This is a genomic window from Lactococcus sp. AK05 (assembly GCF_041026685.1).
GTDB lineage: Bacteria > Bacillota > Bacilli > Lactobacillales > Streptococcaceae > Lactococcus > Lactococcus lactis.
In genome coordinates this window covers 1-26,002 of record NZ_JBFTEI010000011.1, presented here as the reverse complement: position 1 = coordinate 26,002, position 26,002 = coordinate 1, and the positions used below count along the sequence as shown (strand labels likewise).

The following is a 26,002-nucleotide window of genomic DNA, read 5'->3' as shown; positions in this document are numbered from 1 at the left end:
GGTAATAATCATATAGATTTACGTTGATACGGAGTCTTTTGTAATTTGTAGCCATTAAGGCGGTGCGTTTGTTTCCATTGTCAATTGGCTGCAATTTGGATAGTTTAGCAAATAGCTCCCAACCAGAACGTGAACAATTATCATGAGTCTCAGATAAGAGTTGTTCGAAATCTTCATCAGAAACCGATGGTACTTGAATATACTCGCCAGTGATAACAGGAAAATTCGACCTAAATTGTCCGGGATTGACTGGTTGACCATAACTAAGTGAATTCATATGGGCATAGATTGTTTTAAAGGTGTTGATATCTAAAACTGTTTGTCTTGATGCATATTGAATTGCTTGTATCAAATCATTAAAGACAAATTGGTCATCATATTTCTCGAATACCCTAGAATCTATATCTAAATCCATGTTTGAATAAGTTTGTTTTAAACTTGTTCCATAATTCTCATACTGAGCTAATCCAAAAATAAGTAATGCTACTTCTTTTCAGTAAACATGTTACTTTTCCTAAACAATCCTTTCAATTTCAGTTAATATGATGTTTCAATTTTCCCACTGGTATAAATAACATCGACCATTCTGTCGCAATGCGGACAAATGATTCGCTGTTACTTTATTCAAAAAAGTCATTGATGACATAAGAGATAAGTTTGATTTTGCATCGATCAAGCGGGCAAGTTCTTTGACCAAAGGTTCGACCACAATTGCATGTAACAAGATGATTGGTGGCCATACTGCTGAAAAACGCCTCAATGAACTTGGTATCTGCCATTCTTACAGTCTAAAGGGCTATCCTTATGACAATTCAGCCATTGAATCCTTTCACGCTTCACTCAAAAAGAAGGAGGTCTATCAGACCACTTATCCAGATTTTGAGGCAGCCAAGTGGGCACTTTTTAGCTACATTGAAGGCTAGTACAATCAAAATCGCATCCATAGCTCAATTGGTTACCAACCCCAAACTAGTTTGAAAAATCAGCTTAAAAAATAAAAAAACAGTTTCTACAATAATCTGTCTAAATACTTGACTCAAATCCAATATCAGCAAAATATTTATTAAAAAATGTTAAAATAAAAGTTGTTGATTAAGTATAATATTTGGAGGAAAGTTTGAATACAAAAGAACAAAATGAGCGACTTAGCTTATTGTACTATTTACATTATCAGCCGATTGTCCAACGTGGCACGTTACCAAATGAACGGTACAGAGAGTTTGAAGTCTTGTTACGTAAGCATTCCACAAAAAAATTCCCCTATTTTGATTTCCAAAATTTCACTTCAAATGAAGAAGAAAATGAAGCTTTTCTAAATTGGTTTTCTTATAAATTGTTGGAAAAAATAAAAGCAAACTCAGAAGTTACTTTTTCAATAAATATAGATCCCATACAATGGAATTATAAGGCAACATACGATTTCGTAGAATCTTTACAACCCTATTCAAGTCAAATCATTATTGAATTAACCGAGCATAAATCTAAACACGATTATAATATTAAAAAAGTCATTCTATTTTTGAAATCAAAAGATTTTTGCGTTGCTTTGGACGATATTACGCAGGGTGTAAATTGTTTAAATCTATTCGTATTAAATGCAAGGCAGATTGATAGAATAAAATTTTCTTTAAACTCTTTTGATAATAAATCAAAAAATTACGTAAAAAAAATTATTAGTATTGCGCATCAATATAATACAAAAATAGTAATAGAACAAGTTGAAGACAAGGAAATAGAAGAATACCTGTTCGGCTATCAGGCGGATTTTTTACAAGGATATTTATATTCTTCTGAGAAAAGTCCTCTTGCAAGAAAGGACTAATATTTTATAATTTGAGAAGTTCTAAACATCCATGACTTTAAAAAAATACTACTTAATCTGCAAAATTGGGACGGTGCTCCATTTGCGGATTTTTTTTGGGGGAGACTAGCAGCGACTTTCCCATATCGTTCAGAAGATATTAGAAGGGCGAGTCAATAAGATTTAAAAGATACTCTTAATCCTGATAGAGACTTAAATGCCAGTCAAATTTTTCTTTCATTTTTTTCATTTTAATGTCCTTAAAGAAGTAATTCGATTAGCTTCTTAGCACTCGTAATCGTACCTAACCGACCGGCAATCGGGACTAGCTTACGGAAAATAAGCCTCCCTGGCAGGCGGAAACAAATCCGAAGTACGGTACATTAATGTTTATTTTAACTACACGGCACTAAAAGCACCAAGCATTTTGACCAGACGGGAAATCCATTGGACCGTACAATTCTGACCGTCTTATCTTATTCAATAAGAATATCCACAAATTTAGTAAAGGTTTTGTAAAGAGATGTGTTGACCTTAAGCATTCTACTTGCTTACGATTGAAGGCAAAAAGCCTATGCATTTTTTAAGAATGTTTTTTTTGCTTTGGATTATTTGCTACTTCTTTATTATTGCTTTTCATTTGATACATCTTACTATCTGCTTCTTTATAAAAATGATCAAACCCCTCAGTAATCGGATGACTAATTTTTACAGTCCCGTATGAAATTTTATTTGGGAAAAATTCTGACTCTAACATTTCTATTTTTTTCAAAAATACATCATTTCCAGTATCAGTATAGTCGGTTATTAAGCAAAACTCATCTCCACCCATTCTGCAAATTATTCCAGTTTCTGAAAAGTATTTAGTCAAAAGTGAGGAAAAATTAATAATGAGTTTATCTCCACTAATGTGTCCTAATTGATCATTGACTTGCTTAAAGTCATCAAGATCAAGGAGTAAAAATGCAAATTCTTTTTCTTTTTCACTTTTCTTCACTTCTTCTTCAAAATACTCGGTAAGTTTTCTTCGGTTATACAATCCTGTTAAAGGATCGGTATATATTAATTTATATGACTTTTGTTGCTGAATTATGTCATCTGAAATGTCAATTGTGTGAATAAGCAGTGCGTACGGCTTTTGCTTCTTATCATACAATGGCGTGTAGAAGTTTAGGGTATGAAATTCTAATTCGCCTTCCTTAAAATGATCAACTTGACTAGTAAGACCATGATAAATTGCATTTAAAAAATTTTTTCTAGTTTCTAAATAATTCTCATGAGATAGAATTGTAGAGATGTTTTGACCGACTTTAGGCGTGGCATTGAAATAGTGCTGCATAAATTTTATACCAGACTTACTAAGAGCTAAATAATTCATCTGAAGATCAACAATATAGATATTTATTTGATCAACATCGTTCATTATTGAGGAAATAATATTAATTTTATTCTTATCAATTTTTATTTTATACTGAGAGACTCCCCACAGGTAAATAAAAATCAAATTTAAAATTGTTAAATAAATTACAATTTTAGTACCATCATAAATATAAAATAATAATAATATCATTTCAATTAAAGATAAAAAAAATAAATCAATGGTACTTTTCTATCAATCATTTTTAAAAAGTTCTTCATCAGGTTACATCTTTCGTCTTGTACGATTGTTAGTATCGAAACGGTAATTTTTCAATAAAAAAGCGTATAGAGTATATATAGTTTAAAATAATTTTATCATATTATTAAAATAAAAGGTAGAGGGTTATAAAAATATTGAAAATTTTTAATTCACTATCATTATTTAATTTTAAAGTAATGATAAATGTATTTGTTTTTTCCGAAGAAAATATCTGTAAGAATATTTGAGTAATTAGAATTATGTATCAGCTTTAGTACTTCTATTCTTCTGAATTAAAGTATCATTTCACATTTTCACTTTTAGAGGTTATTTCTTGTATGCACATCCTATGAGGGCAGGGGCTATCCCGCAGTTTAATAACTACGGCAGTCAAATAATACTTAAGCCAGTGAATAATTCGCTGGAGGCCCAATAAATTTCTTCCTATAAACTCACTCAGTAAAACTACAGATATGAGAAAGTATTATGTTATAATAACGGGGAAAGTAATTATGACTGTTAATTTGAAATATAAAAAAATTATTTCATGCATTATTCAATAAATAGTAAGGATGGAAATAAAGTGAAAACAATTGCGATAATTATCCCCGCATACGAACCTAATGAAAACCTAATAACTCTGGTGAAAATGATCTTGGAAAGTAGTCAAACCAACGATTGCCCTCTTATCATTGTCAATGACGGAAGCGGACCAAGTTACAAAAAAATCTTTGATAATCTTTCTAAAGATAACAACGTTACCATAATCAATCATCAACAAAATTTAGGAAAGGGAAGAGCGTTAAAGACCGCTTTTAATTTTTTGCAAAATCACTATCCTGATGTTGAAGCCGCAGTCACTATTGACTCGGATGGTCAACACACAGTATCTGATATGTGGAAATGTATAGTTGAATTCCAACAAAAAGGAAATGAAAATCCGATTATCTTAGGTTCTAGAATGTTTTCTGGGAAAATTCCATTCAGAAGTAAATTTGGCAATATTTTCACAAGGAATTTCCTTTCTGCCGCTTCAGGGCTAAGCATTAGTGATACACAAACAGGACTTCGAGTCATTCCTTCCATTTACTTTAGTGAGTTAGAGAATCTAGAGGGCGAACGTTTTGAATATGAAATGAATATGTTAATTTATGCTAAAGAAAATGGGATAAAAATTTATGAAGTCCCAATTGAAACAATATACCTAGAAAAAAATGAAAGTTCTCATTTTGATCCAATCAAAGATTCATTGAGAATATATCATGTTTTTCTGAAATTCATCATCTCTTCTCTTACCTCTTTTTTTATAGACATCGTCATATTTACTGTATTAATGTTCATTTTGAAAGATCAAAATTTTAACTCAATATTTTTGTCATCAATAGTTGCTCGCGTTATATCAGCTTTCTATAACTATACTATGAACCAAAAAATAGTATTTAAAAAAACAAAAAAACGTAATATCATTAAATATTTTATCCTTGTTGTTCTTCAAGTCTTCATTTCTAGTTTGCTAATAACTTTTGGAACCAATATACTTCCTTTAGTAAATCTCACTATTCTTAAAATAATAACTGATTTATTTTTATTTTTTTTCAGTTACTATATCCAAAAGCATATTGTTTTTAAGGAGTAAATGAATGATAAAAAATAAACTTTTAACGAAAATAATCATTCTTATTTCTTTTTTGAGTACATTAACATACTTAACTTGGCGTATTTTTTTCACAATTCCTTTTCATGATAGCCCATTTGCTTGGATTTTTGGTATTATATTATGGATTAGTGAGGTTGGATCATCATTTACGGCCTTTGTCTTGATTTTTAACAAAAATAAAGAATTTCATCTGAAAAAGCCAAATCCCTCAGAGCTACAATACCCTGACATTGACATATTTATTGCCACTCACAATGAAGATGAAAATATTGTATATAAAACAGTTAATGCTTGTGTAAATCTAATTTATCCAGATCCAAGTAAAATTCATATCTTCATTTGTGATGATACAAATAGAGCAAACATGAAAAAATTAGCTCATGATTTTAAAATTGGTTATATCGGTATGGATAATAATAAACAAGCTAAATCAGGTAATTTAAATAATGCCTTGTCAAAAACGTCTTCTCCATATATAGCTACTTTTGATGCTGATATGATCCCTTTTAAAAATTTTTTAATGGAAACAGTTCCCTACTTTTTAAAAGATGGTGTATCAAAAGATGGACGTAAAATTGGTCTTATTCAAACACCTCAAAGTTTCTATAATGCAGATATTTTTCAATTTCATTTATTTTCAGAAGAAAACCTCCCCAATGAGCAAGACTTTTTTTCAAAAAGTGTTAATGTATTAAATAATATTAGGGGTGCAGCTGTCTATACAGGCTCAAATACATTGTTAAGTCGACAAGCCATTGAAGATGCAGGTCGCTTCCCAACAGAAACTATTACAGAAGATTTTGAACTAGGCGTTAGAATGAATATAGCAGGCTATAGTAATTATTCAACCGAAGAACCTATGGCTAGTGGCTTAACTCCTACCTCTTTAAGAAGCGTCATCAAACAACGAATTCGATGGGGCAGGGGAGTTATTCGGAGTAGTTACAATACAAATATATTTTTTAATAAAAATTTGACTTTAGGACAAAGAATTGTTTACATTAATGGCTTTTTATATTGGAGTTCTTTTTTTAGGAGATTGTTATATATCGTTGCTCCAATTTTATTTACGGTCTTTCATATAAGAATAGTGATTGCTAATGTCTGGTTACTTCTATTTTTTTGGCTTCCATCTTATGTATTAACTCGATCTGCAATGTCAGATGTTACTGACAATTATCGTAGTCAAACATGGGGGGAAATTGTCGAAACTATTTTTTCTCCCTACCTAGTTTTCCCACTGCTCCTTGAACTTTTGGGAATCAAAGAAAAAAGTTTTAAAGTGACTTCAAAACAACAAGAAGATATTTCTTGGGATTATCAATTAGCTCTTCCATATATCATCTTATGGGTGCTATCAGTTTATGGTTTAATTACATTTAATATGAATAAATTTGGATTGGCCCTATTTTACGGATCAGTCATTAGTTTTTGGCTTATTCACCATATTATTAACCTAACCTTCGCAATATTTGTTACTATAGGTCGACCAATTTATCGAAGTGATGAACGTTTTTTGGTTAATGACAATGCCAGGGTAAAACTATTAGATACTTGGTACCCCATTACTCTTCATGATGTTTCAGAAAATGGGCTATCATTTATTTCTAGTCCCCCTTTGTATATAAAAGACAAGTGCACAATTGAAATAAAGAATATTGATGAGACTTTTTTGATAGATTGTCGTGTTATAAGAGTTTTTCAAAAAGATGATCAATGGCTTTATGGGATGAGAATTACCCAACCATCAGAAGAAATTAAAAGAAAATATTTACAATTTGTCTTTAGTGGTCCTAATGGGTATTTGACTGACCATAGGAATGCATGGATAACAGTGATGGATGATTTAACAGAAAATATTGTTAGACGTTTGGAACTAAGAAAAAATATGTTATTGAAAAATACTAAAGAGGTGTTACTTCTTAATCCGAGAATTAACGTAAATTATCCCATTGAAATTTTAAAAGAAAAGGGAATGATTACAAAATTTAGTAATGAACAATTGACATGTCGTTTTAAATTTAATGTTCCCTCGAGGGGAGATGTTTTACTTATTCTATTTGATCAACCTCTTGTTCTTTCCGAATTTAAGAAGAATACTTTAAAAAATGAAGTTACTTATAAGATTGTAAACTTTAACAATATTAATTCAAATGAAATGCAACAACTATATTTAAAATTGTGGGGAGACAAAATTGCTATTAATTAAGTTGATCTTTTTCTTAATCTCTTTATATGGATATGTCCTTTTGTCAAGGTACTTATTTAAGCTAAATATACGAACTAGCTACATAGAAGTAATCTGTGTTCAAATTATTCTTCTATATTTATCCGCTTTTCTTCACATTTTACCTATAATGGTTATGTTTTTATTCATTGGGGGGCTGCTCTCATTTGTTATATTTATACTTCTTACCCGGCAAAACTATGAATGGTTAAGAATGACTTCATTCGATTTAATTGGAATCGGGATGTCATTATACTTCATCTTGTTTGCCACTTGTTTGTGGAAAGCAAAGCTTATCCATTATGATAATTTTACTCATTGGGCAACCATCGTTAAATTTCTTTTTCTTTATAATCATTTACCTGGTATTTCGGATAAACTTATTTCTTATAACACTTATCCCATCGGATCATCTATTTATCTTTACTATGCTAGTAAAATAGGTGGGTATCATGATGGTATGCTTCTCGTGGGGCAGTTTATTATCATTGCAGCTTGTCTATATAGCTTATTTGCAACTTTAAGAGACGACCGTCGATTACTGACTTCTTCCCTACTTTTTGCTAGCTTTGGTTTGTTTAATCTTTTTAATGTAGCAATTCGAACAAATAATCTCCTCGTAGATTTTTTGTTGCCATTATTGGCTTTAGCTGGAGTTGCGGGAATATTCGCTTATCGAGGCCATTTATTGCGTCAGTCATTTTATGTTTCATTGATTTTATCTGTCCTTATGCTCGTGAAAACCAGCGCGACAATTTTTGTTTTGGCAGTTTTGGTAATATATTTTTATGTGGTCTTTCGTGACAAGTTTCATAAGAAAAAGTTCATTCAAAGATTATTAATAATATTATTAACCGGTGTAACACCCTTTTTAATGTACCAAACTTGGGTAATCCATGTAAAAAGTACCTTTAAAGGGCTAGAAAATACAAAGCATGAAGTAAAATCTACTACATTGTCTGAAATACTTGACGGAAATCTTTCTAAAGAGATGTTAAAAATTTGTCATAATTTCTTTCAGTGGATTTGTTCTTGGAGTAGTTTCTCAAGTTTATCCTTTGCTTTAATTTTCTTATGTTTTCTCATCTTTATTTTATTATTTGGGATTAAATTTAAAAAATGGAAATTTAATTTTTTTGTGTTCTTTTTGTCGGTGTTTTATACAATCGTTTATTATATTGGTCTTCTATTAATGTATTTACTAGCAATGCCAACAGATGAAGCTGTCCGATTAGCGGGTTTTGAGCGATATGCTTCTAGTATTTTAATTTTTATTTCGGGCATATTAACGATTTTTATAGTTAGAGAACTTGATAAAAATTTTTATGAACAAAATCTTAATAAAAGAGGGTATACATCATTTAAAAATTTTCGTAACAAAAGAATCTATCAACTAGTAAGTTATACCTGTTTGCTTTATTTTGCGGGAAGTTCTTTGTCTGAAGTTAACGGGATGAATTTTCAATTAAAACAAAATCAGCCTCTTCTTTCGCAGAAAATAGTCAATTTAATAAAAAATAAGAAAACTACCAAAGGGAAAATCTTAGTTGTGAGTGCTGACAAAGCAGATGTTGAAAGCTATTATTTATCTTATTTGTCTAAATACGAACTTTGGAATAATAATGTTGATGTTCGATATGATTTTATCATGTCTGGTGATGATTTTAAAAAAACCATCCGTAACTACGATGATATATTACTGTTAGATGATCACTATACATTTGTAAAAATGAGCTCTATAGTCCTTCATAAAGATCTAAAACCAGGTTTCTATAGCTCAAAATATTTATTAGATCAGAATGGACAAAGTTTAGCTAAATGAAAAATTTATTTGTGGGTAGATCCATCTAAATTTTGAATTAAACATTTTCTATTAAAGTGAGGTAAAATAAAGGTAATTAGTAACGATTGTTACATCAATTGGTTCTGTTGCAAAGTTTTCCGATGAGTCTATTTTAGTGTAAAATGGGATAGAAAGACAGCGAGGACATATGGATGAATCATTTTAAAGGCAAACAATTTCAGAAAGATGTGATTATTGTCGCTGTAGGTTACTATCTTCGATATAATCTAAGTGGTTCTGTTGCGAAATCTCCTACAATTTTTTTATCAATACATCATCCAATTTTGGATGATGTGTAAGTGCGCATTAAAGTCTTTTCATTCCTTTTATGGTGAACTATAAAATCAGTTTATTCGTCATTGTCTAAAGTTTGTTTTTAAGACAATGCGCACTTACACCCCACTCTAAAAACGAGTGGGGTAATTGCTAAAAAACGTGTATCAGAAGTTGCTCATGGCAACAACAAAAAGATCAAATTAACCGAAGTCAATTTGATCTAATAGCGTTTCACGACTGGCTTGGTCAAGTCCGAGATACGTTAAAGTCATTGCCTCACTAGAATGGTTCAATAAATGCATGACTAAGCCAATGTTATAATTGGATTGCGTATAGACCCTATAAGCGCCTGTTTTACGCATGGTATGCGTTCCTAAATAGTTGATCCCTAAAAGTTCACCAACGCGTGCCATGACCTTATAAAATTGCTTCTCGGTGATATGACGTTCAGGTCGAGCAGTTGAGGGAAACAACCAGTCAGAAATGATGTTTTGTTGAAGAAGCCAATCATGATACATTAACAAGTCTTGTTGGACAGGTTTTAGATATAAGGTGTTGGCTTTACCTGTTTTTTGATCATGAATAAAAGCGGTTTGTTTGACGGATCCATCAGGATTAAAGACATCTGATTTTTTTAGTTTCATGACATCACTTACTCGTAGGAGAGTGGCTTTCCCCACTTGAAAGATGGTGTAATTCCGACGACCCGCCCGAAAACTATCAAGCAAGGTTTCTTGAACCATTTTTAAGATATTAGAATCTTTGATGGGAAGAACAATTTGTTGAGCCATATATCATATATTCCTTTCTATAAATAATTTATTTAATTATTTATTTTCTTGTCGGGCTGTCATTTTGTCGGTACCGCTTGTATCAAGGGTTTGATCCGGTTTATTTTTTCGAAAACAACTTTTTAGTTGTTCCCAATTAACTATCAGAAAACAGATCGGCGTAAAAATGAACAGAATTGCTAATAAGAACATTCCTATTCCGCCCAATATCCCAGTGAACGAAATATGCGTAAAATTATAAGCGATACTTTCCCGGATAAAAGTTAGAATGTTTAAATCATCTGAAAAAAACATTTCTTTTACGAGCCCAACAATAAAGATATCTAACAAAAGAATGCCAACTAACTTTAACCAATTTACTTTCATCTTACCCCTCCATTTCACAGTCTATTATATCATCTAAACGTAAAAACAACCCCTATAATCTTCATCCTAGATCATAAGGGTTGTTTTTATTGGATTTTTTAGGGGTTATTATATAATTTTAGACCCTTAATTATTCTTATGAATAGGAATCCAAATTTCTGTTATATGATTTTCTGACATTGGGTTAAGATCAAGTGGGTAAGATTCAAAATCCGGAGCCTTTTTTTGAGTGTAAGTGGTACTTGGAAAGAAAGATTCATAAATATCTTGATACGTTTGATGAATAGCTTCAGGGACTTTACCGACAGCTTTAAATACTGCCCAGTCAGAAGCAGGAAGTGTAATTGTTTCTAGCTTATCAGCAGTTGTTTTTTCATCAGTGTAGACCCCAATAAAATAATCATACGCCTCACCTTCTCGAGGTAAACAAATACCTAAAATAGTATTAGGTGAGTGCTCTGATTTTTCATTAATTACTTGATTAAATAAATCAGATTCATTAAATCTATCCCAAAACTTAGGAATGCTAGCTTGTCCGACTGTGATATTAGGATAACTTTCTTTAATACCCGTGATCATCATTTCTGGTTTGTTTGTAATTAAATAATTCATTTGAATGCCTCCTTTTATTTGGACACGAATAGACAACTTAGGGAAAATAGTTAACTCATGTTGTTCTTTACGTGCCTTAGAAGGAGAGATATTGAAAAGTTGTTGAAAGCTTCTGCTATAACTTTCTGATGAACTGTAACCATATTTAAAAGCAATATCGATTATTTTTTCATCGGTTTCTCTTAAATCATATAGTGATTTAGAAAGACGTCTTTTTCTGATATAATCACCTAAAGTTAAACCAGAAAGAACAGAAAAAATCTTTTGAAAATTATACTCAGAAACTCTAGCAAGTTGCTCTATTTTTTTCATATCGATGTTATCTTCTAAGTGTTCCTCAATGTAATTAATAATAGCAGAAAATTCATTCATCTATTTCTCCCTCTCTTCTTCTTGATACTATCATAATCAATTTTTTTTAAACAAACTGGATAAATTTTGGCAAAAATTGTTAGATATTCCCCATGGGGCTAGTTGATTTTAGAACCGATATTTTCAATTTTTTTAAAACCGAATCTGATAACCTTATTGAAAGGAACCAAGCCAACGCCTGTCCTCCAAAAGACATTTAATTCATTCTCTGATAGGATCGCCTTAAGTATTTATCCAATTTTTCTCCTCGTTCTCTTTCAAATGATAATATGCTTAACTCTATTATAACAAAAGCATAAGAAGGATGTTGAAGGACTAAGAATTTCCCTTAAATATCCCAATTTATCAGTTTTGGTGTTTATTTCGATTGTTTTTCACTCTAAAAAAAGATATAATATCAGTAAAACTGATATTTTTGATTTAGGAGGGACTATGGAACGATTAAAATTAAATCAATACTTTGACTATTCCCTTGAGCCACGCCGTGCCATCCTCTTTCAAGATGTCAAGTCTAATTATGCTTCAATTGAATGCGTTCAGCGAAATTTAAATCCTCTGACAACTTCTCTTTGTGTCATGAGTCGAGCAGATCATTCTAAAGGGTTAACGCTTGCCTCTAGTCCAACCTTTAAAAAGGTTTTTGGTATGAAAAATGTCAGTCGTGCCAGCGATTTACCTTTTCTTATAGAAACACGAAAGTTCAATTATCCGCAATGGTATCGAACACATACCGACATTCATGGACAGCGAACTGAACCAACTTTGCAATATGTCGCTTTTATTGAATCTTGGGCGAAACGCACGTGGATTGTTCCTCCACAAATGCAGCTCTATGTGGACTATAAAATTGAAGTGACAGATATCCTGACCAATTATACGTCAATTGATGAGATTCACTCCTACTCGATTGATGAATCTTTTTTGGATATCACAGAATCATTGAACTTCTTCTACCCTGAGATTAAAAATCGTTATGAACAGATGAATCGAATTGCTTTAGACTTGCAACGTGAGATTCGAGATAAACTAGGACTATATGTGACTGTTGGGATGGGAGACAACCCCTTGCTTGCCAAACTTGCAATGGATAACTATGCCAAGCACAATGATAATATGAGAGCCCTAATCCGTTATGAAGATGTCCCTAATAAACTATGGACAATTCCTAAGATGACAGATTTCTGGGGAATTGGAAAGCGAACTGAGAAACGATTAAACAAACTTGGAATCACTTCTATCAAAGAGCTTGCGAATGCTGACCCACTTCTCCTTAAACAAAATTTGGGAACAATTGGACTTCAACATTTTTTCCACGCAAACGGAATTGATGAAAGCAACGTAAGAGAAAAATATACTCCAAAATCTACTAGCTTCAGCAATTCTCAAATTCTGCCACGTGACTATCATAAGCAAAGAGAAATTGAACTTGTGATTAAAGAAATGGCTGAGAACTTAGCGATAAGATTGAGAAAGGGCGGAAAACTAGCAAGCAATCTTTCACTTTATGCAGGTGCTGCTTCTACTTCTGAATACTCTTCTGTTAAGGTTTCTCGCAATATTGAAGCAACGCAAAACACAAAAGAATTGCAAGACCTCGCAATCTCCTTATTTCGTGAAAAGTACCAAGGGGGAGCGATAAGACAAATAGGGATAAGCGGAAATCAACTCTCTGATAGTTCTGTTAAACAACTCTCTTTATTTGAAAGTGTTGAAGAAAATCAAACTAATAAAAAACAGGAATTACTCCAAAAAGTTATTGATGAGATTAGAGAAACATTCGATTTTCTATCGATACAAAAAGCAAGTAGTTTATCCGAGGGGTCACGTGTCATATATCGGAACAAACTCATTGGAGGTCATGCAGCAAGTCAAGAGAGGGAGGAAAAAGATGTCAGTTGACCGTTCATATAGCCCCTATGAAGTCATCCGTGCTTATCACGATAGAGGGATGATGAAATGGGGCGCATTTGCGACTGGAGAACTCACGGAGGCTCAAAATACTTTTGAAAAAGAAAAAAAAGAGGATAAGGTAATTCAAACATTACCACATCATCTAGTGCTTCATCTTCTTAATCAGTCTTTTTCAAATCAAGTCCAAATCAAAGTTAAATATCAATCAAAAGATAAATTAACTGAAATTTATGGTTTTGTATCAGAATTTATCAATAATCAAGTGAGAATAAAATCAACAGATAAAATCTACCTTATATCCATTGAACAGATTATAAATATTTCTTAAATATAAAATAAAAAGTAAAATCTGATCTATGACAAGACTAGTTGCAAAATTGCTAGTCTTTTTTGCCTGTGTTCCATAAAGCAGTATTACTTTATCAAGATAAAAGTATTCGTAAAGTAATACCTTTTTCTTAACATCATCCTTGATTATAAATGCTATTACTCTTCGTTTACTACCTACTTAAATTAATAAACTATTCTTCTAACTCTTTTAAACTATCATCTATTTAAACCTCTTTCATAATTCAAAGAATAATCTATGGGGTACTATCATGTTCTTACCAATTAAATACCAAAGGGACACCTTAGCAAGAGAAAAGTATTACTTTAGTAATACTTTTTATAGTTCACTTTTTTCAATTAGCATGTCAATAATTACTGACCTTGATTTAGCATTAAATTTTTTTACTAATTCATCTAGTTTTTCTGAATTACTTTTTTTTATTGAAAAACTAGTTTTGATTTTTTTCTCCCAACCCAAATTTGTGTTATTATCTTCCGAAATATTTTTTACTACTTGATAATCATTATTATCAAAGGTCATATCTTCAAACTTGTTTGCCATTTTACTCTATCCCCTTTGTTTCTATTTGGTTGAATACTTTTTTTAATGATGCAATGAATTTATTTTGTGTATGAGTTTGCCCTGTCTCTTCTAAATAATCAAATATTCCCTTTTTAAGAAGCATACTTGTATTAATAGCTTCTTTTTCAGGTACAATTCCAATTACATCATTTATATTTTTTAACGCTTCTAAAAATTCTTTAGATGAATTAGTATTGTGTTTAACTCTATTTCCTAAAAAATAGATTTTTGCGCTAACATATGATTTACCACTGACAGGATCAACAACTTCATTTTTTAAAGTTGAAACGCTTTGTAATACTTTGGTATGACTTTCGTATCCAAAACGACTTGGTTCCATTGGTGATATTACCTTATCCGCAACTGCCACACCATTTTTGGTTAATAAATTCCATGCAGGCGGTAAGTCTAAAATAATATAATCATATTTTTGATTTAGTTCTTTTGAATTTTTTACAAACCACATAAATAACAATAATTCTTTATTAGGTTTAGTTGCTAAGTTATCTGCGATTTCTTCTAAATTACTAGTTGAAGGAATTACATCAATATTTTTTTCAACCGTAGTAGCAATGATTCCAATTTGGGGATTGCTGAGAATTTCTGAAATATTGTGTTTATCTTTAAAATTAAAATCTTTTGTCTCAAATGTACCAGTCAAACTTTTTTGTGAATCCAAATCAATTAATAATGTACTTTTATTATTTTCTTGCAAATATTTTGCAAATTGGAAAGCCATTGTAGTCTTTCCTACACCACCTTTAATTGCCATAAAACTAATTACTTGCATACCTTATTCTCCTCTTTCGACTACTTTAGTATTCCATAGGTATTACTTAAGTCACACCTATATCTTAACACTTATATAAGATAAAGTCAAGAAAAAGGTCATACCTTTGCACGACCTTTTTCTTTCTTTTGTATTAACTTCTTCCTTACTCTTTCATTTGCTGTTTACTCAACCTTGAATTAAGATATTGTTTTGCTGCTATACTTAAATACTTGGCGATATTCTTTTTCTCATTTGAATAGTCTACCATCTTTCTTCGTACATAGTCCATATGCGTTTCTAAAGCATCTTCTCCAAGTTCTTTTACAAGTTTATCATATAACGGATAAACACTCTCAGCAAGCTCTAAAATCGTGTCCTGGTTTGCTATATCGGTTGCATACAACAAAGAGGAATTTATAAGTTTCATGGTAAATGGATTTGCAACAGCTACTGCATAATTAACCTGATTTTGAGCTTGTTTTTGCTCTTCAGTTAATTGTGCTCGTACATCATTACGTTTATAGTTCTCATCTTTCCAATTTGCTTTTTTAACTATATGAAATTGTATTGAATCGATTGAACGCCCTTTTTTTATTTTTTCATATTCAACATTAAAATGAGTAAAAGAATTTATTTCTTTAATTGCATCTTTTATGACTCTTTTTTCAAAATTATCAAATCTACTATAGTCATCAACAGTATCGGTTAATTCTCTCAAGTCACTAATTATTATCCTAGGACTCTTGTAATCTTCTAATTGTTTCTTCGTTCTATTAGGTTTATATTGGTAATGCTCAAATTGGTTATAAGACATAGAGAACCATTTATATAAAATAATGCTGTACTTACTATTCAGTTCCATAATATCTGATATGGCATATTGCGTAAAATTATTTTTTAAATCTATTAGATATGGCATAATCGCTTGGTCAAAACGTATCAAAACTTTATCATTATAATCATTCCACTCAACATAAGGTATAGGTACTATCCGTTTAAACTTGAACCCTTTATTCTTTTTCTCCTTTATTCTGAAAAAAGCTTGTTCTTGCATTTTTTCAACTGCTTCTTTAAAACGACGATGCTTATCATTATCAGAAACATCAAAAAAAGTAAATAATTCCTTTTTTGACAAGAATACTGTATTATCTTTAGGAGGAGCATCAGTATCTATACATGAAACAGCTAGCTCAAAGATTTTTAATGGTGTCTTATCCATTTTTGCAACTGAGCTAATTAAATCGTTATGCTCTGCCACCTTCCTTGAACTTATTTCCTGTATTTGTTTATTTCTTTCTCCTGTGGCTATCTCTTGCATAATCCACTCCTTTTATGATTTAAATAAATAATAACAAAAAACACCTACAAATACAAATAAATTGTAGGGCTATACACAGTTTTTTGTAGGGCTATACACATTTTTTTGTAGGACTATGCACAGTTTTTTGTAGGACTATAATCCTGTTATCCCTTGCAAACACTAGAATTTTTTTTTCGCAAAAGAACAAAAGATTAAAATATATATGATAAATATATAAAAGGACTTGCTTTAGCAAGTCTATTTTTTATTTTTTTTAAAAATTAAAATCAAGGTCAAAATCAAAACCGTTCAGCAAAACAACATAGACCAATCCTAAAAGCTCCTATTTTGCGTTCTAAGCAACTTTACTTGTCATTGAGTACAAAACATCAAACAAACACCTATCTTTCTAGATCCCCTAACTGAAAGGCTTGTCAACGGTTTGTGTTGGCAAGCCTTTTGGTTAGGCTTCGTTGGTCTGCTTGACGACAGAAGCAGTTCTCTTGAAAAGCGAAAATTCTTTTCTAAAGTGCTAAAGGATTCTACAATAGTCCTAGAACGCCATATTTTGCGTTTTAAGAGCTTTTAAATCATTTCTAATGTAATTCTTCCGCTAATAGTTAAACGTTGCTTATAGGGCTTTATTTTGCTTATTTACAAACGTGGGGAATGTTGACTTTTATTTTTGGTGTGTTCTTGCTGGTAATCTTCGTAACGGTCAACGGACTTGTCATAGTAAAGCATTTCTTTTTCGACTTGTTTTAAGGTCTTGTATAAGTCTGTTCGTTCCTTTTGTAGGTTTTCAATTGTTTTTAATATTCTTGTGTTTGGTCGTGCATAGGCTTTATTTTCTTCGACATACTCAAGAATTTTCTTATCTAGGTTTTCTAAGATGCTTTCTGTTTGGTAATAGGTTTGTTCTAATTCTTTTCCGATAGCTTCAAAAGAAGTATCAAAGTCTAATCCTTTAGAAATAAGAAAATCAAACTCGTTAAACAGTTGTTTTAACTTAATTTTGGCATTGTTAGAGTAAAGTGGTACGCTACCGCTTTGATTTTGTAGGTTTTTCGCAACGGTTTTTCCAAGCATGATTTTGTTGTTCTCTGGATTTTTACTATCAACAAAATAAAAGCGGTCTTGTTTTTTGAGAAAGATTTGGTAATCGCCATTTTCTAGTTTGTCCACACAACGTGCTGATATTTTGATTGCGGATTCTCGTTGCTCTCTTTCTAAACCAATATCAATGGTTACGTATAAATAATCGGCGGTTTCTTTTTCGACTTGCCAATCTTCTATAAGCATTTCAATTTCTGTTTCTTGTTCCTTGTCTTGAATGGTTTGATTCTCTGCCCATAGTTCTTTGACTTCTGATTCTGTATAAACCACTTCATTTTCTTTCAAGCGTTCAGAAATGGCTTCTTTCATGAATGCTTGATTTTTTAGGCTTCTATCTCTGACTTTTCTTTCTTGACTAGTGCCACTCAATTGGTAAGTGGTGTACTTTCCTTTATCATCCACAATCAAGCCTAAAGTAGTTGCTTTATTTTTAAAATCGTTCCAATTGTTGGCATGAGAAAGTAAAAATTTGATTTTGCTTTTTATTTCTTTTCGATAAGAATTTTTAGCAAGGTAGACTTGATATTTTTTGTGAGAATTTTTCAAGTTACGGTCAATAATTTTGCAACCATACTCTTTAGAAATAACATCAGATATTTCTTTGAGTTCTTCTAGTTGATTTTTAGATTGATGAAATTTTTTGAGTGTTTTTGGATTCGTGGCATTCAAAATAATATGGTTGTGTAAGTGTTTTTTGTCGGTATGTGTGGCGATAACAAATTCTGCGGATTCGCCTAGATAGGTTTTCATGGTTTTTAATCCAATCTCATGCACTTGTTCAGGTGTTAAATTATCTTCTGGCGAAAAAGATTGGACAAAATGAAAACCAAAAATTTCATTTTCTCTTGGCTTTTTTCCGCTTAAAATTGCCATTTCTCTTGTCAGTAATATATTTTAAAGCGCTAGAAAGCCCTTGTTTACTGTGCAATGTTCCTTTCGATTTATTAGGCATGTTAATCACAGTCATGGTATTATCCCTCCGTTATTTTTTTCAACATGTTTCTTAACTTTTGGTCTAAACTTTGAATTTCTTTTTGATACTCGTTGAGTAATTCTTTGGTTTGATTTTGTTCGGATTCATTTAAATATTTGGCAATTTGATTGAGATTATTTCCAATCCGATTGACTTCTAAATTTGCCTGCGCAATAGTGGACATAATTTCTTTAAGAGAAGAAAAATCCACCGTATAAATTTTTTTATCTAAACAGGACTTACGAGCAAACTCTCCAAAATTTGTTAGGTGGGCTTCCTGCATTCTTTTTTCAATAATTTGATTTTCTAGTTCATTGACACAAAAATATTTTCCGATATTTCTTTGTCTATTTGCTTTTTTACCCATGTAAAAACCTCCGAAAAGATAAGAATACCCGAATTGCTAGTTAATTTCATTGGAAAATAAATAAGTCGTGCTATCCTAATCTTAAACCACTAAGCATTAGAAAGCGCACGACTTATATGACTTATAATAGCACACTTCCAAAAGTTTTTGTTTATTTACTGACAACCATTGAGACGCTTTATCAAACGAGTGTTCCCCTTGAGGTTCAAAACCGAAAGAACGTCCATCTCGCAACATCAGATTGCTTAGTTATCGCTTGTTACCTCTGGGGCGTACTGCATTTTAGTGAAACGCTTAAAGCTAAGCACCAATTGGCTCAAAGTTTATTTCTTAATTTCCTAGAATATTCTCGCTTTGTCCGCCCTTGTAATGCCCTCTTACCGAGTATCCAAGTCATTCGCCAAGCACTCGTCTTTAAAGAGGTTGAAGGAATTAGTGTATCCATTATTGACAGCTTCCCCATTCCTTTGTGTCAGCCTATTCGTAATTTCAGAAGCAAAGTTCTTGGAGATTATGCAAATGTTGGCTACAAAGGGACAGTACTTCTATGGATGTAAATGTCATGCTTTAGTCAGTGAATCAGGCTATGTCATAGACTACACAATTACTCCTGCTTCAATAGCTGACAGTACAATGGCCGAGGAAGTGTTGAGTCAATTTGGGACACCAACAGTCCTTGGAGATATGGGATATTTAGGTTAGTCACTGCATGATAGGCTGGAATTAAAAGGGATTGATCTAATTACACCTGTCAGGAAGAACATGAAGCAAAAGAAAATCCTTTTCCCTAATTTTTCAAAACGTAGAAAAGTGATTGAGCGAGTTTTCTCTTTTTTGACAAATCTAGGAGCTGAGCGTTGTAAAAGTCGTTCTCCTCAAGGTTTTCAATTGAAATTAGAGATGATACTTTTAGCGTATTCTTTACTGTTAAAATCAGCTAAATCACTGGAACCAGAGACTTTAAGATATTCTATCGGGTATCAAGTCATGGCTAAATAATCAACTAGCAATTCGGGTATAATAATAGGTTTCGTTAAATGCGGTCATTGCTCCTTCTGCTAGTGAACGTGATGCTGTTGGATCAAAAAATTTCACGCCATTTTTGTCATAGAAGTTCGCACTATCGAAAGTTGCTCCTCCACCATCAAGAGTTTGAATGTTGGCGTATTTCAAGAATTCTTCGTAAGGGTCAAAGTCATTTTGACCAATGGTTTTGAAAATGAGTTCTTCAATTTGTTTACGAATGGTAGGTGTAGGATGTTGGAAAATGTAGACTCCAGCTTCACCTTCAGCTAAAGCGATTGCCTTTTTTACTGTGAGGTTGACTGTGAGGCTACGTTCTCCTTTGTTAATGACAAAAGTGTGGGGACCTCGTGTTAGTCCATCAACATATTGATTGTGCTTGTTCACTCCATCTGAAATTGGCAAACTTACACCGAGGTATGCTTCAATTTCGATTTCATTGCCTTTCCAACTATCCATAATTCCATTTTTCAAAATGTATTGAGCAAAACTACCAAATACCAAAAACGATAGTAAATCTTCATCTACTTTCGAAATGTTTTTAGATTGGATATCAAATGTTTTGTGGTAGTTGGAACTTCTTAATTTGGCATCTTCTCCAACATAGTAAAGTTTACCTAATGTCGATTTTAAAGGCGTTTGAATGACATTAAGAATGAGGTCGTTTTTAGATACATCTACAGGACTCTTTTCGGCAATAATCGACGGAAATGTATTTAGACTTCCGGGATTTCCTAGAAAGTTCTTTGGATTAGTTAAAATATTGAGGTATGATTTTGTGTCAGAATTTCCTACGTCAATTCCGCCAGTTAAGATTAATTTTTTGTTCATTTTTTCTCCTTAGAAAATTATTGAAAGGCAATTTTAATTTTTTTTACGTCTGCTTTAGGTGTTTCTTGCTCTAACGCATATTCATACGCAAAGTTTTGTTTGCTATTTTTGAATTTTACGATTGTTGAAGCTGAAACTTCTTTTTTGCCTACTAAACGCATTAGAATTTCTTTGTTGGCTTGTTTGTTCAAATCAATGTAGTAGGCAGAATGCTTTTTGTCGTATTTGTAGACTTCTGGCAATGAAGCATTGCAATAAGGACAAGTATTTTTGTAAAATACAAGCTGAATTGGGAATTTTTTTTGATTTGAGAGAAAAGAATCAAAGATTTTTTGAGATTGAAAACTAATCATTCTTTTAGTTCTTTTATTTTCAAATGGTAAATTTTTCAATTTTAGTAGTTTTGGATTTTCTTTAATTATTTTTTGCTCATTTTTTGGAACATAAGCATTTACTTTTTCTTTTGAGTGAACGGTGCTTGCTAAAATTAATGACAATGAAACTGCACCAGTTGCTAATAGAATACCTGAAATTGTTTTTTTCATGATTGGGACCTTTTTTTTCCTTACACTTTAACTATCTATTATTATTTTTTTCCTTCTTTTTTTTAATTAGCCAGTAATTTGATTACTTCAATTTGTCTTGCTAACACATCTAAAATAGATTTGTATCTATTGAAACGCATTTTTGAAGTTTGATAGCGGTCATACGCATTAATTTGACCTTCTGCGACTGAGATTGCGATAAGCTCGTTATAAGCCATGACTTTTCTTTCTGCTGGAGAAACTTTTGAAGATTGTCGGTCATTAACAATATCAATGATTTTTTTGTAGTATTCAAATTTCGCTTGGAGTAGTCCATAATCAATTCCAATTTCTGTATAAAGTTTTACGATTGAAATTAAGAGCGTTTGAAAATTAGAGGCGTCTTTCATTAATTCAGCGTTAGATTTAATTGTTTTAATTTTTTTTGAAATTAATTCCTCAAATTCTTCTTCTGTGAGTGTGGTAATATTTTTTTCTGACATGTTAAGTTTCCTTTTTTAAATTTTTTTTTTCGAAAAAAAAGATGTTCAGGCTATTGCCTGAACAAAAAAAGTGGAGAAGAACTCAAATCAACTTTATTAAAATATCTGATATTTTAATTTGTTTTTAATAAAATTGGGGATAAACGCACTTTTTTTTCTTGAAAATTCGTTCTAGAACGATTTATGAAAACTTCGCTTTCACAAAATTGATTTTCCTACTTTTTTAACACTGTTCTAACACTTGGTATTACTGGTTTTAAAGAGTTTTGCAAAAAATGAAATTGCTACCGCTCCCTTATGCTCTTAGATTTTTAAAAAAAAGCTCTTATATGAGATTTGTATTAATGTTTTGTAATGTTCTCACAACTTACAAAAATGGTTAGGAAAAGTCTGCCAAGAAGTGAAAACTTCAGTTGAAATGCTTGACCAGCGCAAGCTGGGCAAGCATTTCAACAACAAAGACGTTAGTCTTTGAGGCAGACAGAGTGCTGATAGCGTGGTTACGTAGTAATTTACTACGTTGTGGTTTTTTTACGTAGTAAACTACTACGTTATTGCTATTTTATACGTAGTAAACTTCTACGTTGTGATTATTTTACGTAGTAAATTACTACGTAAAGTGCATTTTTAAACAAAATTGCTGAATACAGAATAGCATGTTTCTTGTTACTGCATCGAGTATGATAGATATAGTATTTTCGTAATCAGTTAATAAGTGAGATATTGATTTGCAGGTTCGTAGTAATTTACTACGTTATCTCTTTTTTTACGTAGTAATCTTCTACGTTATCACTTTTTATACGTAGTAATCTTCTACGTTATTGCTTTTTTTACGTAGTAATTTACTACGTTATCTCTTTTTTTACGTAGTAATCTTCTACGTTATCACTTTTTATACGTAGTAATCTTCTACGTTGTCGCTTTTTATACGTAGTAAACTTCTACGTTATCACTTTTTATACGTAGTAATCTTCTACGTTGCCGCTTTTTATACGTAGTAAACTTCTACGTTATTGCTTTTTTTACGTAGTAATCTTCTACGTTGCCGCTTTTTATACGTAGTAATCTTCTACGTTATTGCTTTTTTTACGTAGTAATTTACTACGTTATTGCTTTTTTTACGTAGTAATTTACTACGTTATCTCTTTTTTTACGTAGTAATCTTCTACGTTGCCGCTTTTTATACGTAGTAAACTTCTACGTTATTGCTTTTTTTACGTAGTAATCTTCTACGTTGCCGCTTTTTATACGTAGTAAACTTCTACGTTATTGCTTTTTTTACGTAGTAATCTTCTACGTTGCCGCTTTTATACGTAGTAAACTTCTACGTTATTGCTTTTTTTACGTAGTAATCTTCTACGTTATTGTTTTTTTACGTAGTAATCTTCTACATTATTGCTTTTTTACGTAGTAATCTTCTACGTTATTGTTTTTTTACGTAGTAAACTTCTACATTATTGCTTTTTTACGTAGTAATTTACTACGTTATCACTTTTTATACGTAGTAAACTTCTACGTTATCACTTTTTTACGTAGTAATTTACTACGTTGGTGCTTTTTTTACGTAGTAATCTTCTACGTTGCCGCTTTTTATACGTAGTAAACTTCTACGTTATTGCTTTTTTTACGTAGTAATCTTCTACGTTATCGTTATTTATATGTAGTAAACTTCTACGTTGCTACCTTTTATACGTAGTAATTTACTACGTTATTGTTTTTTTACGTAGTAATCTTCTATGTTATCACTTTTTATACGTAGTATTCTTCTACGTTGTGCTTATTTCTACGGTAGCATGTTACTATATTGGATTGCCGTGGGCTGCATTGGGACGAAGTCCCAACACTCGCTTAAGGAAAAAAGACATTTTTTCATTAAGCGAGAAGTTAAAGGCGCAGACTTTAACGCAGCCTTTTTCCGCTTGCGGAAAACAACGTGAGGAAAAACCAAGTGCGTAAAAGAGCGTCTTGAATTGGATTGTCGTGGGCTGAATTGGGACGCAGTCCCAACACTCGGTTAAGGAAAAAAGATATTTTTTTCATTAACCGAGAAGTTAAAGACGCAGACTTTAACTCAGCCCATTTCCGCTTGCGGAAACAACGTGAGCAAAAAAATACCCTAAACATAGGGCGTTATTTTGTGAGAGAAGTACTTTTTACAATTTTTCCTTTGGAGATTAAGTTGACGACTTCTTTTTTTTGTTCGATTGTTAGTTTTGAAGATTCGCAGCCATAATTTTGTTTTATCCATTCGCCAATCCATTTATTTCGGTTAGCGTTTTGTTTTTTTTCTTGTTCTTTTAGCACTTTAACTTGGCGAAGTTCTTCTTTTTTAGCTTCTCTGGAGAAGATTTGTTCGGTTCTAATTTTGTTGTCGTAGTACCATCTTTTAGAGTAGGGATTAAAATTTTTTTGAAGCCACCTTACTTTATCTGCAAAATTTAATTCCAACATTTTGTTTCCTCCTTTAATTTTTGTCAAAAGAAAACAAAAACCAAGCGTTCGCTTGGTTTAATGCTGTATTTATATTTAGTTTTTAGACGATATCAGAAATTTTGCAATTGAGAATTTGAGCCAGCGTAAAAGCGGTGAATGCACCGTCATGATAGGGACTGTAAACGCCTGGAACTTTTCGATTGTCTCTTACCTGAATTGATTCCCAGCCATAATTTTGAACATAGAGCAACATATTTGAGAACCAGATTCTTGATTTAGGTGTTTCGTTTTGTTGATTCCATTCAGAATCACGCATTATTTTAGCAACATCTCTAACGTCCAATTCATTTCTTTGTAGAAAAATAGAAAATTTATTATTCATCCGATTTATTACCTTCCTTATTGAATCTAGAAATCTTACTTAGGGCATTTTTTGCAATGTCGGGATTTCTATCAAGTCTAAATGCCATTCCATGACGTGAGCGGTTAATTTCTTCGAGCGCTCTTTTCAAGATATTAAAGCTATCAAAGAGTTCGTTGAATTTTACTTGATCATTTTCTAAGACATCAGAAATTTCATTAAGCATTTCGTGAACATCTAAACCAGAGAAGACAAGTTTGTTAACATCCCCTCCGGTAGCAACTCCAGCTTGACCTTGAAGTTTATCTAATAGCGTGAAGGTTTCGTTGAGTGAAGGCTCAATTGTTTGGGGGATTTCTTTGTAAATCTCCACTGTTTCGTTAATAAATCTTTCAGCTTCTCCATCGTAGTCGGAGAAATCTTTTTGCGTCGCTATTTGGACAAAATTATCCATGAGTTCAGCTTTTGTTTCAAACTGTTGGCGAATAACCTGTCCTTTATTTTGTGTCATTTTTACTTTGGAGCTATACTATAAAAGTGGACAGAAAATTGTGTGTTATAATCTGTCTATTTGAACCCATTCTAAAACATATAAAAATTATTTTACTTTTTAATTTCAAAAACACTCATAAAAACTGTATTATGAGTGTTTTTATTCATTTGAATCAAGTATTATCTATTATAAGTGATGATAGTAGTCCATAAAGATATCAAAATATTCGTGGATTTTTTCTGTATTTTCGACCCCAACTCCAAAATACCATTTCTTTAGGTTTAAAGCATACGCAAGTCCATCTCCATGTTCTCCAGAAATCAAAATATGGTCTGTATTTTTAGTTGGAATTGCGATTCCAATCGAACCTGTCCCACCAACACGAAACATTTCACGATTGCCACTTCCCCCCACTCCAAAAGAGACACCCTTCAACTTTGGAAGGTCAACAATCATTCTAAAATCGACATTTGGATCATCTCCCGAATAACCCTCAAACTGATATTGTCTAATCTGATAATTATTTTTCCCAAAATATTCATCTAACATAGCCATCAATACTTTGAATCCTTTTGATTCCCTAACCTTTTCTTCAATTTCTATCATTTTTCCATGACCCACTTTCCATTAGTATTATCCAAATTATATTTCATTTCTTTTAAATAGTCATATTCTGGAGCTATACTATAAAATTGGACAGAAAATTGTGTGTTATAATCTGTCTATTAAGACACAAAAATGAAAGGACTTTTATGTCAGGTTTTAAACGTTACGACGAGGATTTCAAACAATCGCTCGTTAATCTCTATCAAACTGGTAAAACACAAACTGAACTCTGTAAAGATTATGGGGTATCTTCTTCTGCACTTGCAAAATGGATTAAGCAGTACTCTCAAGTGCGTCTTGAAGATAATACGGT

At 31.9% G+C, this 26,002-nt stretch carries 23 protein-coding genes and 4 pseudogenes; 10 read left to right on the top strand and 17 right to left on the bottom strand.

The window, feature by feature from the left end; all coding sequences use genetic code 11:
- A pseudogene (locus tag AB6B24_RS11990) lies at positions 1–277 on the bottom strand (hypothetical protein); the annotation flags it as partial.
- 502 nt (positions 278–779) lie between these two features.
- Here AB6B24_RS11990 and AB6B24_RS11985 point away from each other — a divergent pair.
- Both AB6B24_RS11985 and AB6B24_RS11980 read left to right on the top strand, forming a co-directional pair.
- Positions 780–920 (top strand): annotated as a pseudogene (locus AB6B24_RS11985) (IS3 family transposase); the annotation flags it as partial.
- Between the two features lie 197 nt (positions 921–1,117).
- On the top strand, positions 1,118–1,822 hold the full coding sequence (locus AB6B24_RS11980; RefSeq protein ID WP_369164783.1) for an EAL domain-containing protein: 705 nt from the start codon (positions 1,118–1,120) through the stop codon (positions 1,820–1,822).
- Between the two features lie 562 nt (positions 1,823–2,384).
- Here the strand turns inward: AB6B24_RS11980 and AB6B24_RS11975 are convergent.
- Entirely contained in the window at positions 2,385–3,371 is a 987-nt protein-coding gene (locus tag AB6B24_RS11975; protein ID WP_369164782.1) for a GGDEF domain-containing protein, read from the bottom strand.
- Between the two features lie 631 nt (positions 3,372–4,002).
- Between AB6B24_RS11975 and AB6B24_RS11970 the strand changes: the two genes are divergently transcribed.
- The 4 genes and pseudogenes from AB6B24_RS11970 to AB6B24_RS11955 form a co-directional block, all read left to right on the top strand.
- The gene (locus tag AB6B24_RS11970) at positions 4,003–5,055 is read left to right on the top strand and encodes a bifunctional glycosyltransferase family 2/GtrA family protein (protein WP_235586860.1); all 1,053 of its coding nucleotides are present in this window, start codon (positions 4,003–4,005) and stop codon (positions 5,053–5,055) included.
- 4 nt (positions 5,056–5,059) lie between these two features.
- The gene (locus tag AB6B24_RS11965) at positions 5,060–7,285 is read left to right on the top strand and encodes a glycosyltransferase family 2 protein (RefSeq protein ID WP_058217145.1); all 2,226 of its coding nucleotides are present in this window, start codon (positions 5,060–5,062) and stop codon (positions 7,283–7,285) included.
- Positions 7,286–7,517: 232 nt separating this feature from the next.
- Positions 7,518–9,125, top strand: coding sequence for a hypothetical protein (locus tag AB6B24_RS11960; RefSeq protein ID WP_369164781.1), 1,608 nt, complete (start codon positions 7,518–7,520; stop codon positions 9,123–9,125).
- Positions 9,126–9,298: 173 nt separating this feature from the next.
- Positions 9,299–9,379, top strand: a pseudogene (locus tag AB6B24_RS11955) (IS6 family transposase); the annotation flags it as partial.
- Positions 9,380–9,622: 243 nt separating this feature from the next.
- On the opposite strand, the gene AB6B24_RS11950 reads toward AB6B24_RS11955, so the two are convergent.
- The 3 genes from AB6B24_RS11950 to AB6B24_RS11940 form a co-directional block, all read right to left on the bottom strand.
- Complete coding sequence (locus tag AB6B24_RS11950) at positions 9,623–10,213, bottom strand: site-specific integrase (protein ID WP_058217143.1); 591 nt, start codon at positions 10,211–10,213, stop codon at positions 9,623–9,625.
- 36 nt (positions 10,214–10,249) lie between these two features.
- A complete protein-coding gene (locus AB6B24_RS11945; protein ID WP_058217142.1) occupies positions 10,250–10,579 on the bottom strand; it encodes a hypothetical protein in 330 nt (109 codons plus the stop codon).
- A gap of 126 nt (positions 10,580–10,705) precedes the next feature.
- A complete protein-coding gene (locus AB6B24_RS11940) occupies positions 10,706–11,563 on the bottom strand; it encodes an AraC family transcriptional regulator (RefSeq protein ID WP_017865367.1) in 858 nt (285 codons plus the stop codon).
- 432 nt (positions 11,564–11,995) lie between these two features.
- Between AB6B24_RS11940 and AB6B24_RS11935 the strand changes: the two genes are divergently transcribed.
- Together AB6B24_RS11935 and AB6B24_RS11930 are read left to right on the top strand one after the other, a co-directional pair.
- Positions 11,996–13,462, top strand: coding sequence for a Y-family DNA polymerase (locus AB6B24_RS11935; RefSeq protein ID WP_270219788.1), 1,467 nt, complete (start codon positions 11,996–11,998; stop codon positions 13,460–13,462).
- Positions 13,452–13,802 (top strand): hypothetical protein, encoded by a 351-nt coding sequence (locus AB6B24_RS11930; RefSeq protein ID WP_017865310.1) that lies wholly within the window; start codon positions 13,452–13,454, stop codon positions 13,800–13,802. Before AB6B24_RS11935 ends, AB6B24_RS11930 begins: the two co-directional genes overlap by 11 nt.
- A 339-nt stretch (positions 13,803–14,141) precedes the next feature.
- Here the strand turns inward: AB6B24_RS11930 and AB6B24_RS11925 are convergent, their stop codons facing one another.
- From AB6B24_RS11925 to mobC, 5 genes are all read right to left on the bottom strand, one after another.
- Entirely contained in the window at positions 14,142–14,366 is a 225-nt protein-coding gene (locus AB6B24_RS11925; protein WP_014567964.1) for a hypothetical protein, read from the bottom strand.
- Position 14,367: 1 nt separating this feature from the next.
- Positions 14,368–15,177, bottom strand: a complete 810-nt coding sequence (locus AB6B24_RS11920) for a ParA family protein (RefSeq protein ID WP_011669115.1) — start codon at positions 15,175–15,177, stop codon at positions 14,368–14,370.
- A 145-nt stretch (positions 15,178–15,322) separates the two neighbouring features.
- The gene (locus AB6B24_RS11915; RefSeq protein WP_369164779.1) at positions 15,323–16,477 is read right to left on the bottom strand and encodes a RepB family plasmid replication initiator protein; all 1,155 of its coding nucleotides are present in this window, start codon (positions 16,475–16,477) and stop codon (positions 15,323–15,325) included.
- Between the two features lie 636 nt (positions 16,478–17,113).
- Complete coding sequence (locus AB6B24_RS11910; RefSeq protein ID WP_259747217.1) at positions 17,114–18,448, bottom strand: relaxase/mobilization nuclease domain-containing protein; 1,335 nt, start codon at positions 18,446–18,448, stop codon at positions 17,114–17,116.
- 98 nt (positions 18,449–18,546) lie between these two features.
- Positions 18,547–18,915, bottom strand: coding sequence for a plasmid mobilization relaxosome protein MobC (gene mobC, locus AB6B24_RS11905; protein WP_104874911.1), 369 nt, complete (start codon positions 18,913–18,915; stop codon positions 18,547–18,549).
- 116 nt (positions 18,916–19,031) lie between these two features.
- Between mobC and AB6B24_RS11900 the strand changes: the two are divergent.
- Positions 19,032–19,914, top strand: a pseudogene (locus tag AB6B24_RS11900) (IS982 family transposase).
- On the opposite strand, the gene AB6B24_RS11895 reads toward AB6B24_RS11900, so the two are convergent.
- From AB6B24_RS11895 to AB6B24_RS11865, 7 genes are all read right to left on the bottom strand, one after another.
- Positions 19,915–20,769 (bottom strand): hypothetical protein, encoded by an 855-nt coding sequence (locus AB6B24_RS11895; protein ID WP_259747814.1) that lies wholly within the window; start codon positions 20,767–20,769, stop codon positions 19,915–19,917.
- 17 nt (positions 20,770–20,786) lie between these two features.
- Complete coding sequence (locus AB6B24_RS11890) at positions 20,787–21,314, bottom strand: hypothetical protein (protein WP_369164775.1); 528 nt, start codon at positions 21,312–21,314, stop codon at positions 20,787–20,789.
- A 62-nt stretch (positions 21,315–21,376) separates the two neighbouring features.
- On the bottom strand, positions 21,377–21,796 hold the full coding sequence (locus AB6B24_RS11885; protein ID WP_095348592.1) for a hypothetical protein: 420 nt from the start codon (positions 21,794–21,796) through the stop codon (positions 21,377–21,379).
- A 2,130-nt stretch (positions 21,797–23,926) separates the two neighbouring features.
- Complete coding sequence (locus AB6B24_RS11880) at positions 23,927–24,247, bottom strand: hypothetical protein (RefSeq protein ID WP_017865342.1); 321 nt, start codon at positions 24,245–24,247, stop codon at positions 23,927–23,929.
- 82 nt (positions 24,248–24,329) lie between these two features.
- Positions 24,330–24,611, bottom strand: coding sequence for a hypothetical protein (locus AB6B24_RS11875; protein WP_017865343.1), 282 nt, complete (start codon positions 24,609–24,611; stop codon positions 24,330–24,332).
- A complete protein-coding gene (locus AB6B24_RS11870) occupies positions 24,604–25,101 on the bottom strand; it encodes a hypothetical protein (protein WP_369164772.1) in 498 nt (165 codons plus the stop codon). The genes AB6B24_RS11875 and AB6B24_RS11870 overlap by 8 nt, the downstream gene beginning before the upstream one ends.
- Positions 25,102–25,269: 168 nt before the next feature.
- Complete coding sequence (locus tag AB6B24_RS11865; protein WP_311867469.1) at positions 25,270–25,689, bottom strand: hypothetical protein; 420 nt, start codon at positions 25,687–25,689, stop codon at positions 25,270–25,272.
- Between the two features lie 146 nt (positions 25,690–25,835).
- Here AB6B24_RS11865 and AB6B24_RS11860 point away from each other — a divergent pair.
- A partial coding sequence (locus AB6B24_RS11860; RefSeq protein ID WP_259692057.1) for a transposase occupies positions 25,836–26,002 on the top strand: 167 nt, incomplete at its 3' end.